The sequence below is a fragment of the Ferrovibrio sp. MS7 genome, assembly GCF_038404985.1.
Taxonomy (GTDB): domain Bacteria; phylum Pseudomonadota; class Alphaproteobacteria; order Ferrovibrionales; family Ferrovibrionaceae; genus Ferrovibrio; species Ferrovibrio plantarum.
Map to the genome: position 1 here is coordinate 1,164,571 of NZ_JBBKBA010000001.1, position 12,489 is coordinate 1,177,059.

Consider the following 12,489-nt stretch of genomic DNA (forward strand, 5'->3'; position numbering starts at 1 on the left):
CTGCTTATCTCCGAATCAGATCGGGTCCCAGGAGAAGATGTCGGCGGAACGGTCCAGCGGATAGAACGAGCTTTTCAGCGCCGGAATGCCGTGGTCGCGCAGGCTGTCGCAAGTCCAGCCTTCGCTGCGGTGGATCGAGCGGATGGGCCGCGACTGGCTCATCAGGAAAATCTCGTTCATGCGCACGGAGAAGATCTGGCCAGTCACGTCCTTGGCGCCGTCACCCAGCAGGAACACGCTCAACGGCGCGATCTTTTCCGGGCCCATCGCCTTCATGCGGTCGACGCGCTTCTTCTCGGCTTCCGTGTTGGTCGGGATTTCGCCGATCAGGCGACTCCAGGCGAACGGCGACACGCAGTTGGAACGCACGTTGAAACGCTGCATGTCCAACGCGATCGACTTCGACAGGCCGACAATGCCGAGCTTGGCGGCGGCATAATTGGCTTGGCCGAAATTGCCCACCAGGCCCGAGGTGGAGGTGAAATGCACAAAGCTGCCGCTATTCTGCTCGCGGAACAGCCGTGCCGCCGCATGGGACATATAGAAGCTGCCCATGAGGTGCACTTTGATCACGATCTCGAAATCCGCCACGCTCATCTTGTGGAAGATCGAGTCGCGCAGGATGCCGGCATTGTTCACCACGCCATCGAGGCGGCCATACTTGTCCAGCGCGGTCTTGATGATGTTGTTGGCGGTGGCCGGTTCGGCCACGCTGTCGAAATTGGCAATCGCCTCGCCGCCCTTGGCCTTGATCTCGTCCACCACCTGCTGCGCCGGTTCCTGGCTGGCGCCGCTGCCGTCACCGCCGCCGCCGAGATCGTTCACCACCACGCGACCGCCTTCGGCCGCCGCCAGCAGCGCAATTTCGCGCCCGATGCCGCGCCCCGCGCCGGTGACAATTACCACCTTGCCGTCGAGGGCCCCGTTCCCGCTCATCCCGTTTCCTCCAGGTTATGCTCAGTCTATCAGTCGTTAGATTTGCACCCTAGGGAGGTTCGAGTCAAGAATTACGAAATCCCATTTCATTTGACGAAACGCTCGGGCCAAGGCAGAGTGGGGCCAGAAACGTTGAGGAAACCCCAAGGAGACCGCCCCATGGCCGCCGCCGCAGCCCTGTCCGACCTGCCTGCCTATACCGAGGAGCATGAACTGTTCCGCAGCACCGTGCGCAAGTTCATTGCCGCCGAGGTGGCGCCGCATCATGCGCGCTGGGAGGAACAGGGCGTGGTGGACCGCAGTGTTTGGCAGAAAGCGGCGGAATACGGCCTGCTGCTGACCAATATCCCGACCGAGTATGGCGGCGGCGGCGCCGATTTCCTTACCAGTGCCATCATGGTGGAGGAGATGGCGCGCGGCATCTTCTCCGGCCCCGGTTTCCGGCTGCATTCCGATATCGTCGCGCCCTATATCCTGCATCACGGCTCCGAGGCGCAGAAGCAGAAGTGGCTGCCGCGTATGGCCCGGGCGGAAACCATCACCGCTATCGCCATGACCGAGCCAGGCGCCGGCAGCGACCTGCAGGGCATCCGCACCACCGCCGTGCGCGATGGCGACCATTTCATTATCAACGGCCAGAAGACCTTCATCACCAATGGTCAGCTCGCCGACCTGATCATTGTTGCCTGCAAGACCGATGCGGCGGCCGGCGCCAAGGGCATCAGCCTGATCCTGGTGGAAGCCAGCACGCCGGGCTTCAGCCGTGGCCGCAACCTGGAAAAGGTCGGCATGAAGGCGCAGGACACCTCGGAATTGTTCTTCCAGGATGTGCGCGTGCCGGTGAGCAATGTGCTGGGCCAGGAAGGGCGCGGCTTCGCGCTGCTGATGACCGAATTGCCGCAGGAACGCCTGCTGGTCGGTATCACCGCCGTCGGCGTCATGGAAGCAGCCTATGAGATGACGCTGAACTACACCCGCGAGCGCAAGGCTTTCGGCAAGCCGTTGGCGGATTTCCAGAACAGCCGCTTCCGCCTGGCGGAAGTGAAGACGGAAGTGCATGTAGCGCGCACCTTCCTCAACGACTGCGTCGCCAAGCATATGCGCGGCGAACTCGATGTGCCCACAGCCGCGATGTGCAAATGGTGGCTCTCGGAGTTGGAAAACCGTGTCGTCGATACCTGCGTGCAGCTCCATGGCGGCTACGGCTATATGTGGGAATACCCCATTGCCCGCGCCTTCGCCGATGCCCGCGTGCACCGCATCTATGCCGGCTCGAACGAGATCATGCGCGAGATCATCGGGCGGTCACTCTAAGGCATCGGACATCGGGAGGGCGTCGCCATGGCGATCGAGTATCAGAAGCTGAAAAATTGGAAATTCGCCGATCTGGAGCACACCTACACCACCCGCGACACCATTCTCTATGCGCTGGGCCTTGGGTGTGGCGCCGATCCGATGGACCTCGACGACCTGCGCTATGTCTATGAGGAAGGCGATGGCCTGCTGGCATTGCCGAGCATGGCCGTCACGCTCGGCTATCCCGGTTTCTGGCTGAAAGACCCCAATACCGGCGTTGACTGGCGCATGGTGCTGCATGGCGAGCAGGGCATCGTGCTACACAAGCCGCTGCCGGTGGCCGGCACGGTGATCGGCAAGAGCCGCGTCACCGAAATCGTCGACAAGGGGCCGGGCAAGGGCGCGCTGCTGTTCTCCGAGCGCGACGTGATCGACAAGCAGAGCGGTGACCTGCTCTGCACGCTCACCTCCACCACCTTCATTCGCGGCGAGGGTGGCTTCGGCGGCCCGGCCGGCCTGAATGGCGGCCCCGTTCCGGCGCCGCATCCGATCCCGGAACGCGCGCCGGATGAGACCGTGGATATTCCCACCCTGCCGCAGGCGGCGCTGATTTACCGGCTTTCTGGCGATTACAATCCGCTGCATGCCGATCCGCGCATCGCTCAAGCGGTCGGCTTCAAGATGCCGATCCTGCATGGCCTGTGCAGCTATGGCATCGCCACGCGTGCGCTGGTGCGCGCCTGCTGCGGCAACGAGCCGGCCAAGCTCAAGACCATGCAGCTCCGCTTCACCGCGCCGGTCTATCCGGGCGAAACCATCCGCACCGAAATCTGGCGCGAGGCCGAGGGCGTGTCGTTTCGCGCCCGCGTGATCGAGCGTGACCTGGTGGTGCTGAACAACGGCAAGGCGACGTTCCTGTAGTCTCCAGCATATCGAAATGAAATTTCACCTCGCGAAATAAGTTATTGTCGCCGCCTGTAACGGCTGTTATCGTTTCTTTCAGAGACCGCTGAAGCGGCCGCGCCCGATCAGGGCATACTGGGAGAGAAACGATGGGTCTGCGCAGGATTGCGGGCAGCAAGGCTGTCATTAATCGTCGTCAATTCGGCCTTGGTGCTGCGGCACTCGGCTTCGCCATGCCCTATATCCGCCCCAGCTACGCCCAGGGCGCCACCATCCGCGTCGGTGTGATCAACTCGATGAGCGGCAACCTCGCCGCTTACGCGCAGGAAGGCCATCCCGCCTTCCTCTACGTCATCAACAAGATAAACGCCTCTGGCGGCATCAAGAGCATGGGCGGTGCCAAGATCGAACTGGTGGTGGCCGATGACACCAGCCAGCCGGCGCGCACCGCCGCCGAGGCCCGCCGCCTGATCACGGAAGAGAAGGTGGCCTTCCTCACCGGCACGATTCTTTCGGCGCAGATGCTGGCGATCACGCCGGTGCTGGATGAATTGAAGATGCCGACGCTGTCGGTCTGGGCCGGCGGTTCCAAGTCGCCCTACATGTATTCGCTGGGCTATCCCTATGATCGCGGCTATGCCCAGTCGATGCATGATTTCGTTGTCTGGCTGCGCGACAAGCAGGGCTACAAGCTCAAGACCGTGGCGCCGGCCTATTCCAACTACGAAGCCGGCCAGCAGGTGAACAACTTCCTGGTCGACAAGCTGAAAAAGAGCGGCTTCGAGATCATCGGCGAGGCGCCGCTGGATACCAAGGCGCAGGATCAGACGGCGGCGATGATCCGCATCCGCTCGCTCAAGCCCGATCTCGTCACCGGCCTGGTGACGCCGCGCGACGGCATCCTGATGCATCAGGCGCGTTTCAACGTGAATTACCATGGCAGCCTGTTCGTCGGCGGCACCGGTGGCTACACCGACATGTCGCTGTGGCGCGACCTGGGGCCGGAAATCGGCAAGTCGGTGCTGACCCGCAACCTGTTCGGCATGACCGGTTTTTCCGCCGGCGCCAAGATGGAATCGATGCAGAAGATCATCGCCGAGCTGCGCGACAACGCCAAGCTCAGCATCATCGGCCAGGGCGCGATCCAGGCGGCGCAGGCCGCACGCATCGTGCAGCGCACGCTGGAAGGGGCGGGTTCGGCTGATCCGGTGGCGATCCACAAGGCGCTGGCAGCGGTGAAATTCCCCAGCGGCGACCCGGACCTCTATGTCGCCAAGCCGCAGGGCCTGGCCTTCGCCGAGGACCGCCTGCCGGCCGATGGTTCGGCCATGTTCATCCAGTGGCTGGAGAATCAGGGCCAGGAAGTGGTGTTCCCGAGCGAATTCGCGCAAGTGAAGCCGCGGGCGCGCACCTAACCCATGGCGCTTCTCGAAGTCGATGCCGTCACCAAACGCTTCGGTGGTTTGGTGGCGGTGAACGCAGTCAGTTTCAAGGTCGAAACCGGCGACATTCTCGGCATCATCGGGCCGAATGGCGCCGGCAAGACCACGCTGTTTGCCTTGATTTCCGGCTTCCTGCCCATCGATAGCGGCGAAGTCCGTTTCGAGGGCCAGCGCATCAACGGCGTGCCGCCGCATCATCTGGTGCGGCGTGGCCTGGTGCGCAGCTTCCAGATCGTGCAGACCTTCGCCGACATGACCACTCTGGACGTGGTCGCCACCGCCGCCCTGGTGCGCCGGCCTTTGCGCGAGGCCATTGATTTTGCCGCCCACACGCTCAAGCGTGTTGGCCTCGGCGGCAAGGAATTGCTCACCCCGGCTTCGCTTTCGCTGCAGGACAAGAAGCTTTTGGAAGTGGCGAAATGCGTCGCCACCGAGCCGCGCTTCATTCTGCTGGATGAAGTGATGGCTGGCCTCACCATGGCCGAGACCGAGGCGCCGATCGCCGCTATCCGCGACCTGCATGCCCAGGGCGCCACCATCGTCATGGTAGAGCATGTCATGCCGGTGATCATGCGGCTGGCGACGAAAATGGTGGTGATCAACTTCGGCGAAAAGATCGCGGAAGGCACGCCAGCCGAGATCATCGAGGACCAGCGCGTCAAGGACGCTTATTTCGGCGAGCATCTCGATGCTTGAACTGCGCTCCATCACCGCCGGCTATGACGGCGTCGACGTGCTGCATGACGTGTCGATCACCGTGCAGCCGGGTGAGATCGTCGGCCTGCTCGGCGCCAACAATGCCGGCAAGTCGACCCTGATCAACTGTGTTTCCGGCATTGTGCCGGCCAGCAAGGGCCAAATCCTGTTCGAGGGCCGCGACATCACCGCCATGCCGGCGAAGCAGCGCGTCGCCGCCGGCATCGTGCAGGTGCCGGAAGGCCGCCTGGTCTTCCCGGAAATGAGCGTACGCGAGAACCTGCTGCTTGGTGGCCTCAATCCCACCGCCAAGCCGCATCGTCCGGCGGAACTTGAGCGCGTGCTGGAAATGCTGCCGCGCCTCAAAGAACGCATGAGCCAGGATGCCGGCACGCTTTCCGGCGGCGAGCAGCAGATGCTGGCCATCGGGCGTGGTCTGATGGCGCGCGGGCGGCTCTTGATGCTGGACGAGCCATCGCTCGGCCTGGCGCCGCTGTTCGTGCAGTACATTTTCGAGATCATCGACCAGTTGAAGGCCGCCGGCATGACAATCCTGCTGGTGGAACAAAATCTCAATCTGACGCTGAAGCATGCCGACCGCTGCTATGTACTGGAACGCGGCCGGATCGCGGTGGAAGGCGTGGCCGATGCGGTGCGCGACGATCCGCGCACCCGGCGCGCCTATCTCGGGCTCTAGGAGGAAGCGATGGAAGAACTCCTGCAAGCCCTCAGCCAAGGTCTGCTGATCGGCTCCACCTATGGCCTGCTGGCGCTCGGCATGGGCCTGGTCTATGGCGTTAGCGGCATCGTCAATTTCTCCCATGGCGATTTCGTCTCGCTCGGCATGTTCCTCTGCCTCGCGGTCTATTCGCTCACTGGCATGGACCCGTATCTCGCCATGCTGATTGGCGTGCCGGTGCTCACAGCCCTTGGCGGTCTGGCCTATCATTTCCTGATCCGGCCGGTGGCAGGGCATCATCTCCTGATGGTGATTCAGCTCACGCTCGGCCTGTCGCTGCTGCTGCAGAACGGCCTGCTGATGGGCTTCGGCGGCCAGCCGGTGCGCGTGCCCTCCATGGTGGAATCGAAGCTGGTGATTGCCGGCGACGTGATCATGCGGCTGCCGCATATCATCGCCTGCCTGTCGTCCTTCGCGCTGGCTATCCTGCTTTACGTCATGCTGCGGGCCACCGATATCGGCCGCTCGATCCGCGCCGTGCACCAGAATCCGCGTGCCGCAGCCCTGATGGGCATTGATGTGCCGCGCGTGCGGCTGTTCACCTTCGCGCTCGGCATCGGCATCCTGGCCATAGCTGCCGCTTTGCTGATCCCCGGCACGCCAATCCATCCCAACCAGGGCCTGCGCTACACGGTAATCACCTTGCTAGCCGTGGTGCTCGGCGGCATGACCAATTTCGTCGGCATCATGCTCGGCGGTATCGTCATCGGCACGGCGGAAGCCATGGGCACGATCTACCTCTCGCACACGCTCGGCATGCTGCTGCCCTACATCATTTTTGTGCTGATCATGCTGTTCCGGCCGCAAGGCCTCACCTGGAAAACCCGCTAGGAGAGGCGACGATGCGTCCGGAATTCTTCACCACGATCAAGAATCCCTGGCTCTGGCTGGCGCTGGCGGCCACCGCCACCCTGCCGCTCATGCTGCCGAGCTATTACCTGCATATCCTGACCCTGACGCTGGTCTACATGGCGCTGGCCTCGGCCTGGAATGTGGTCGGCGGCATTGCCGGGCAGATTTCGCTGGCCCATAGCCTGTTCGTCGGCTGCGGCGCCATGCTGGCCAGTGCCTTGCTGCTGAAACTCGGTATCAATATGTGGTTCGGCATGCTGATTTCGGCGGCGGTTGCCGCTGTGCTGGCAGCAGCCATCGCCTGGGTCGATTTTCGCTTCCGCCTCGGCCATCTCTCGTTTGCGCTGATCACCCTGGCTTTTGCCGAGATGGCCGAGATCGTGGTGATCGGCAGCGATTTCCTCGGCGCCGCGTCCGGCCTGTTCCTGCCCAAGGATAACGGCAATTTTCTCAATTTCGAATTCGGCGGTGGCAAGGGTGCCTTCTGGATGATGCTGGCGCTGGCCGTCATCTGCATTCTGGTCAACCTGGCGATCCTGAATTCGCCGCTCGGCTATTACCTGCGCACGGTGCGCGACAACGAGAATGCCGCCCAGGCCATCGGCGTCGCCCTGCTGCGCAACAAGACCCTGGCGATGGTGATTTCCGCCGTGCTGACCTCGCTGGTCGGCACCGTCTATGCCCGCTATCTCACCTTCGCCGATCCGTATCAGCTGGTTTCGCCGGTGATCACCATTGAAATCGTGCTGTTCGCCACGGTGGGCGGGCTGGGCCGCGCCTTCGGGCCGGCGCTCGGCGCGCTGCTGCTGGTGCCGCTCGGCGAAGTACTGCGCGGCAAGCTCGGCGGCGTGCTGCCGGGACTGCATTACTTCATCTATGGCGCGGTGGTGATCGGCGTCATCCTGGCCTCGCCGCGTGGCCTGCTGCCGCTGATCGAGCGGCTATTCAAGCGCAAGCCGGCTTAACTCAGGCTTTGCCGCTTTTTTGCGTCACCAGGGCCTTGGCGATGCGGGCGGCGGTCTGGCGCAAGGGCTCGGCGAACTGCTTGATGCCGTCTTCCACCGCCACGGCGCGGCGCAGCATCATGATGTTGATGCTGGCGAAAACCTGATCACCCTGCATGATCGGCGCGCCGATGGCCCACATGGCGTCGTTGAACACTTCGCGGCTATAGGCATCGTCGGTGAAGGCATAGCCGCGGCTGCGGGTATCGCTCAGCAGGCGGTTCAGCTTCTTGCGGTTGCGTGCCAGATCGTTCCAATGCTCCGGATTCTTCGCCAGTTCGCTGACCACCGCCTCGCGTTGTTCCTCGGGCAGGAAGGCGAGATAGGCACGGCCGAGCGAAGTCGCCAGCAGTGGGAAACGGAAGCCGGGCTTGCGGCTCAGCAGCATCGAACCGGGTTCGCGTGTGGTCTGCACCACGATCATGGCGTCGCGGTCGAACAGCGCCACGTCGGAGGGCCACCCGATCTGCTTGCGGAATTCCTGCAGGAAGGGGTCGGCAACGCTGCCGATCCACAGATGCTGGTCATAGCCCTGGCTCAGCACCAGCACGCGGCCGGTGGGGGCATAGAGCGCGCGGTCGGCGTCGCGCATCACATAGCCCTCATGCTCCAGGGTTTCCAGCATGCGCACGATGGTGGCCTTGTCGAGCCCGGTGGCCTTGTGCAGCGCGCCCACGCTGGTCTGCTGCTGCTCGTTCACCACACGCAGGATTTCCAGGCCGCGCGTCAGCGCGATCACCGGCTTGAAGGATGGCATGTCTGCTGTCTCCTCCCGGAAACTCTTGAACGCCCATTTCAATACGTGAAATAGTGCCGAAGGGCAAGGGAAATCCCTTCAAATACGCCGCCGTCTTCGCTAGGAAGAAGGCCAAGAAGCAATCGGAGGAAATGCCATGAGCCAGCCGAGTTTCGCGGCACGCCGCGCCGCCCTGCGCCAGCGTCTCAAGGCCAGGGACAAGGGCCTGCTGGTGGCGCCCGGGATCTATGATCTGATCACCGCGCGCATCGCCGATACCTTCGGCTTCGAGGCGCTTTACATGACCGGCTATGGCGTTTCGGCTTCCTATCTCGGCGTGCCTGATGCCGGCTTCGCCACCTATACGGATATGGAAAACCGCGTGCGCACCATCAGCAATGTGGCATCTACGCCGCTGATTGCCGATGGCGATACCGGCTATGGTGGCGCGCTGAACGTGATGCACACAATTCGCGGCTACGAGCGCGCTGGCGCCGCTGCGATCCAGATCGAGGACCAGGAATTCCCCAAGCGCTGCGGCCACACCCTGGGCCGCCGCGTGCTGCCGATGGAAGACATGGTGCTGAAACTGCGGGTGGCGGTGGATACGCGCGAGGACCCGAATTTCCTCATCATCGCCCGCACCGATGCGCGCACTACCTTGGGCCTGGACGAAGCCTTGCGGCGCGGCGAGGCCTATGTGAAGGCCGGGGCCGATGTGCTGTTCGTGGAATCGCCTGAAAGCGAGGAGGAGATGGCGCGCATCTGCCGCCATTTCGACGTGCCGCTGCTGGCCAACATGGTGGAATCCGGCCGCACCCCGGTGTTAAGCCGCGAGAAGCTGGAACAGCTCGGCTATGCCCTGGCGATTTTCCCCACCGCTGCCTTCCTCTCGGCCGGTGCGGTATTCCAGCAGGTCTACACCACGCTGAAAGAGCAGGGCTCGACGGCAGGCAGCCCGATCCCGATGGCCGATTTCCAGAGCTTCAGCCGCCAGATGGGTTTTGCCGAAGTGTGGGATTTCGATAAGAAATACGGCAGTCGCGACTAGTTGGGAAAATGCTCCACATGCATTTCGCCGTCGCGGCCGTAATAGACCACGCGGCGGCCCAATAGCGACACGATATAGCCGGCGCAGCCGGCCGTTGCGGCCTTGATGCAGAAGCCGGGATAGGTGTAGCCCGGCGCATTGCTCTGGGCCTCCCGGATCGCAGCGCGGATCGCTTCCGCCTCGAAGCGCGGCGCGATGGCCGCATCGAGCCTGTGCATGGCAATATCCAGCGGTGCTGCCTCGGGCGGATAATAGGTTGCCATGCCACGGCGGAAATCCACTGCATAGCCATCGAAGCCGGCCTGCATCAGCGCGCCGATGATCTCGGGAAAACTCATACTGCCGGTCTCCGCCCCCTTCATGCAGGCGGTGGCCAGGGTTTCATGGGCAGAGATGTTCATGGTCGATGTCCTTATTCGGTGGCCATGCCGCTGATGCGATGCTGTATGGCAAGCAGTTGCAGTAGCCGGCGCAGGGTTTTCTGATCCGTGGCCGAGAGTGCGCCGAAGAATTCTGTGTCGTTGCGGTCGGCATGGGCGGCGAGTTTTGGCACCAGCCGGGTGCCGCGCGGCGTGAGTTGCAGGGTCTGGGCGCGGCCATCCGCCGGATCGGCTTGGCGTAGCAGCAGGTCCTTCGCGATCAGCCGGTCGGCCAGCTTGGTGATGGCGCCGCGCGTCATGCCCATCATCTCCGCCAGCCGGCTTGGCGCCAGGGGCGGCTGGCCGTGCAATGCCCGTAGCATCACCCATTCCGCCACCGTCACTTCCTCGGCGGCGAGCCGGGCAGCGAAATTCTGCGACACCTGGTTCGATACCAGGCGCAGCCAATAGCCGAGATGGTCTTCGATGCCGGAGGGAGCGGACATGACAATTCCTTGTTGACTAGGAAACTACATGGATGTGGTTTCTTAGTCAACTATTATCCGGGCAGTCATTGGCTCACGGCTATGGGCAGCTTCAGGCGGTGATATCGTGGCGGGTCAGCAACCGTTCGGCGCTGTCGTTCCACACATCCATCTGCACGATCTTGCCGCCGCGCACCACGAAGCGGTCGATATAGCGATTGCCCTCGAAAGGGGTGCCGTCGGGCCATTCGCCATAGAGCGTGCCGAGCGAATAGACGATGGTCTCGGCCTCGTCGGGCACCACGTCGAAGCGTTCGAACTGCTTCTTCACCCGCTGGTAGCGCCCGGCATTGAAGGCAGCGGTCTCGCGCGGATGGCGGTATTTGCGCCCGCCGGTGAAGGTGATCACTAGGTCGGGGCTGATATAGCGTTCGGCGGTTTCCGGGTCCGGCACCATGCTGGCTTCCAGGAATAGCCGCACCGTCTCGGCATCCTGCTCGGTTTGGCTCAGGGTCTGCTTCGGCGCGGCGCTCATGGCTTCCTCATATATAGATGTGCGGCAATTGCTCTCTGCAAAAGCAGTGCCGCCGGCTGGTGTATGACAGTCCAGGGCTTTGACCATAGCTGGTCGCCATACTGTATACAATCTTGGCAAATTCCGCGTGCAATCTGCTCAAAACCTGGGCACGGAACCCCCTGCCCAGGGATAAACTCCGCCGTATCAAAAGCTTAGCCTCTGGCATGGGCCTTGCTCTTTCTTCCTTCGGCTTATCAACCGGGGGAGACCTGCCATGTCCGTACATACTGCCTTCAGCCGCCGCCAGCTTTTGGGCGCCGCCGCCATCGCCGCTATGCTGGCGCTGCCGGGCGCCGCTGCCCATGCCGCTGATCCGATCAAGATCGGCCTGGTCGCCGCGCTTTCGGGCCAGTCGGCGAAATCCGGTGAAGCCATCACCCGTGGCCTCACCATCGCCATCGAGGAAGTGAACGCCAAGGGCGGCGTACTCGGCCGGCCGCTGGAACTGATCCGCCGCGACGACGAGAGCAACCCCGGCAAGGGCCTGCTGGCGGCGCGTGAACTGGTGCAGCGCGAGAAGGTGGCGGTGCTGTTCGGCGGCCTCGATACGCCGGTCTCCATGGCCATCGTGCCCTATATGAATACCGAGAAGGTGCCCTTCATGGGCGTCTGGGCCGCCGGCACGCCGATCACTCGCAATGGTGCGGCCGAGAATTATGCCTTCCGCGTTTCCGCCGTGGACGAGATCGTCGATCAGGCCCTGGTCGATTACGCGGTGAAGAAATACGGCGCCAAGAAGCCGGGCATGATCCTGATCAACAATTCCTGGGGCGAGTCGAACGAGGCTGGCCTGAAGAAGGCGCTCGGCGGCGCCAACATGCCCTATGCCGGCATCGAGAAGTTCAACGATGCCGATGTCGACGTGGTGCCGCAGCTCACCCGGCTGAAGGCGGCCGGTGCCGATACGCTGTTCATGGTCGGCAATGTGGCGCCCAGCTCCATCGTGGTGAAGTCACTCGACCGCATGGGCTGGGATGTGCCCATCGTGTCGCATTGGGGTCCGGCCGGTGGCCGCTTCAACGAACTGGCCGGTGCCAGCGCGCCCAAGGTGCATTTCATCCAGACCTTCACCTTCTCGGGCAAGCTGACGCCGAAGGGCGAGCAGGTTTTCGCCGCGCTGAAGAAGAAGTTCCCGGAGATCAAGACCACTGCCGACGTGACGCCGGCGGTCGGCATCGCCAATGCCTATGATGGCCTGCATCTCACCGCGCTGGCGATTGCCAAGGCCGGCAGCACCGAAGGCCCCAAGGTGCGCATGGGTTTCTACGGCATCGACAAGTATGACGGCCTGATCAAGAGCTACTTCAAGCCGTTCTCATCCGATAACCAGGATGCGCTTGGGCCCAAGGACTATATCTTCACCCGCTTCGTCGGCCCGGAAATCCTCCCGTTGACCAATTGATTGCCTCCTGC

At 62.9% G+C, this 12,489-nt stretch carries 14 protein-coding genes; 9 read left to right on the plus strand and 5 right to left on the minus strand.

All coding sequences use genetic code 11. From position 1 onward, the window contains the following. Positions 1 to 15 precede the first annotated feature (15 nt). A complete protein-coding gene (locus tag V6B08_RS05650) occupies positions 16 to 936 on the minus strand; it encodes an SDR family NAD(P)-dependent oxidoreductase (RefSeq protein ID WP_341978751.1) in 921 nt (306 codons plus the stop codon). A gap of 159 nt (positions 937 to 1,095) precedes the next feature. Between V6B08_RS05650 and V6B08_RS05655 the strand changes: the two genes are divergently transcribed. From V6B08_RS05655 to V6B08_RS05685, 7 genes are all read left to right on the plus strand, one after another. Next, the gene (locus V6B08_RS05655; RefSeq protein ID WP_341978752.1) at positions 1,096 to 2,250 is read left to right on the plus strand and encodes an acyl-CoA dehydrogenase family protein; all 1,155 of its coding nucleotides are present in this window, start codon (positions 1,096 to 1,098) and stop codon (positions 2,248 to 2,250) included. A 27-nt stretch (positions 2,251 to 2,277) separates the two neighbouring features. Continuing rightward, the gene (locus V6B08_RS05660; RefSeq protein WP_341978753.1) at positions 2,278 to 3,153 is read left to right on the plus strand and encodes a MaoC/PaaZ C-terminal domain-containing protein; all 876 of its coding nucleotides are present in this window, start codon (positions 2,278 to 2,280) and stop codon (positions 3,151 to 3,153) included. 131 nt (positions 3,154 to 3,284) lie between these two features. Further along, a complete protein-coding gene (locus V6B08_RS05665) occupies positions 3,285 to 4,550 on the plus strand; it encodes an ABC transporter substrate-binding protein (protein ID WP_341978754.1) in 1,266 nt (421 codons plus the stop codon). 3 nt (positions 4,551 to 4,553) lie between these two features. After that, entirely contained in the window at positions 4,554 to 5,273 is a 720-nt protein-coding gene (locus V6B08_RS05670) for an ABC transporter ATP-binding protein (RefSeq protein WP_341978755.1), read from the plus strand. Next, positions 5,266 to 5,970: an ABC transporter ATP-binding protein gene (locus V6B08_RS05675; RefSeq protein WP_341978756.1), complete on the plus strand. Its 705-nt coding sequence runs from the start codon at positions 5,266 to 5,268 to the stop codon at positions 5,968 to 5,970. Before V6B08_RS05670 ends, V6B08_RS05675 begins: the two co-directional genes overlap by 8 nt. Before the next feature lie 9 nt (positions 5,971 to 5,979). Continuing rightward, positions 5,980 to 6,843, plus strand: a complete 864-nt coding sequence (locus V6B08_RS05680) for a branched-chain amino acid ABC transporter permease (protein ID WP_341978757.1) — start codon at positions 5,980 to 5,982, stop codon at positions 6,841 to 6,843. 11 nt (positions 6,844 to 6,854) lie between these two features. Then, positions 6,855 to 7,829 carry a branched-chain amino acid ABC transporter permease gene (locus tag V6B08_RS05685; protein ID WP_341978758.1) on the plus strand — a complete coding sequence of 325 codons (975 nt, stop codon included), beginning with the start codon at positions 6,855 to 6,857 and terminating at the stop codon, positions 7,827 to 7,829. Position 7,830: 1 nt separating this feature from the next. Here the strand turns inward: V6B08_RS05685 and V6B08_RS05690 are convergent, their stop codons facing one another. Next, positions 7,831 to 8,625, minus strand: coding sequence for an IclR family transcriptional regulator domain-containing protein (locus V6B08_RS05690; protein ID WP_341978759.1), 795 nt, complete (start codon positions 8,623 to 8,625; stop codon positions 7,831 to 7,833). A 136-nt stretch (positions 8,626 to 8,761) separates the two neighbouring features. Here V6B08_RS05690 and V6B08_RS05695 point away from each other — a divergent pair, with 136 nt between their 5' ends. Further along, complete coding sequence (locus V6B08_RS05695) at positions 8,762 to 9,655, plus strand: isocitrate lyase/PEP mutase family protein (RefSeq protein ID WP_341978760.1); 894 nt, start codon at positions 8,762 to 8,764, stop codon at positions 9,653 to 9,655. Here the strand turns inward: V6B08_RS05695 and V6B08_RS05700 are convergent. The 3 genes from V6B08_RS05700 to V6B08_RS05710 all read right to left on the minus strand — a co-directional run bounded on the left by V6B08_RS05700 (position 9,652) and on the right by V6B08_RS05710 (position 11,034). Next, entirely contained in the window at positions 9,652 to 10,056 is a 405-nt protein-coding gene (locus tag V6B08_RS05700) for a DUF1398 domain-containing protein (RefSeq protein ID WP_341978761.1), read from the minus strand. The two genes, V6B08_RS05695 and V6B08_RS05700, sit on opposite strands and share 4 nt — an antisense overlap. A gap of 11 nt (positions 10,057 to 10,067) precedes the next feature. Next, a complete protein-coding gene (locus tag V6B08_RS05705; protein WP_341978762.1) occupies positions 10,068 to 10,520 on the minus strand; it encodes a MarR family winged helix-turn-helix transcriptional regulator in 453 nt (150 codons plus the stop codon). Between the two features lie 91 nt (positions 10,521 to 10,611). Further along, a complete protein-coding gene (locus V6B08_RS05710) occupies positions 10,612 to 11,034 on the minus strand; it encodes a nuclear transport factor 2 family protein (RefSeq protein WP_341978763.1) in 423 nt (140 codons plus the stop codon). A 256-nt stretch (positions 11,035 to 11,290) separates the two neighbouring features. Between V6B08_RS05710 and V6B08_RS05715 the strand changes: the two genes are divergently transcribed. Beyond that, positions 11,291 to 12,478, plus strand: coding sequence for an ABC transporter substrate-binding protein (locus V6B08_RS05715; RefSeq protein ID WP_341978764.1), 1,188 nt, complete (start codon positions 11,291 to 11,293; stop codon positions 12,476 to 12,478). Positions 12,479 to 12,489 lie beyond the last annotated feature (11 nt).

Excerpts from the sequence above, each read along its gene's own strand:
- V6B08_RS05650 (WP_341978751.1), bottom strand. The coding sequence starts at position 936 with ATGAGCGGGAACGGGGCCCTCGACGGCAAGGTGGTAATTGTCACCGGC.
- V6B08_RS05655 (WP_341978752.1), top strand. The coding sequence starts at position 1,096 with ATGGCCGCCGCCGCAGCCCTGTCCGACCTGCCTGCCTATACCGAGGAG.
- V6B08_RS05660 (WP_341978753.1), top strand. The coding sequence starts at position 2,278 with ATGGCGATCGAGTATCAGAAGCTGAAAAATTGGAAATTCGCCGATCTG.
- V6B08_RS05665 (WP_341978754.1), top strand. The coding sequence starts at position 3,285 with ATGGGTCTGCGCAGGATTGCGGGCAGCAAGGCTGTCATTAATCGTCGT.
- V6B08_RS05670 (WP_341978755.1), top strand. The coding sequence starts at position 4,554 with ATGGCGCTTCTCGAAGTCGATGCCGTCACCAAACGCTTCGGTGGTTTG.
- V6B08_RS05675 (WP_341978756.1), top strand. The coding sequence starts at position 5,266 with ATGCTTGAACTGCGCTCCATCACCGCCGGCTATGACGGCGTCGACGTG.
- V6B08_RS05680 (WP_341978757.1), top strand. The coding sequence starts at position 5,980 with ATGGAAGAACTCCTGCAAGCCCTCAGCCAAGGTCTGCTGATCGGCTCC.
- V6B08_RS05685 (WP_341978758.1), top strand. The coding sequence starts at position 6,855 with ATGCGTCCGGAATTCTTCACCACGATCAAGAATCCCTGGCTCTGGCTG.
- V6B08_RS05690 (WP_341978759.1), bottom strand. The coding sequence starts at position 8,625 with ATGCCATCCTTCAAGCCGGTGATCGCGCTGACGCGCGGCCTGGAAATC.
- V6B08_RS05695 (WP_341978760.1), top strand. The coding sequence starts at position 8,762 with ATGAGCCAGCCGAGTTTCGCGGCACGCCGCGCCGCCCTGCGCCAGCGT.
- V6B08_RS05700 (WP_341978761.1), bottom strand. The coding sequence starts at position 10,056 with ATGAACATCTCTGCCCATGAAACCCTGGCCACCGCCTGCATGAAGGGG.
- V6B08_RS05705 (WP_341978762.1), bottom strand. The coding sequence starts at position 10,520 with ATGTCCGCTCCCTCCGGCATCGAAGACCATCTCGGCTATTGGCTGCGC.
- V6B08_RS05710 (WP_341978763.1), bottom strand. The coding sequence starts at position 11,034 with ATGAGCGCCGCGCCGAAGCAGACCCTGAGCCAAACCGAGCAGGATGCC.
- V6B08_RS05715 (WP_341978764.1), top strand. The coding sequence starts at position 11,291 with ATGTCCGTACATACTGCCTTCAGCCGCCGCCAGCTTTTGGGCGCCGCC.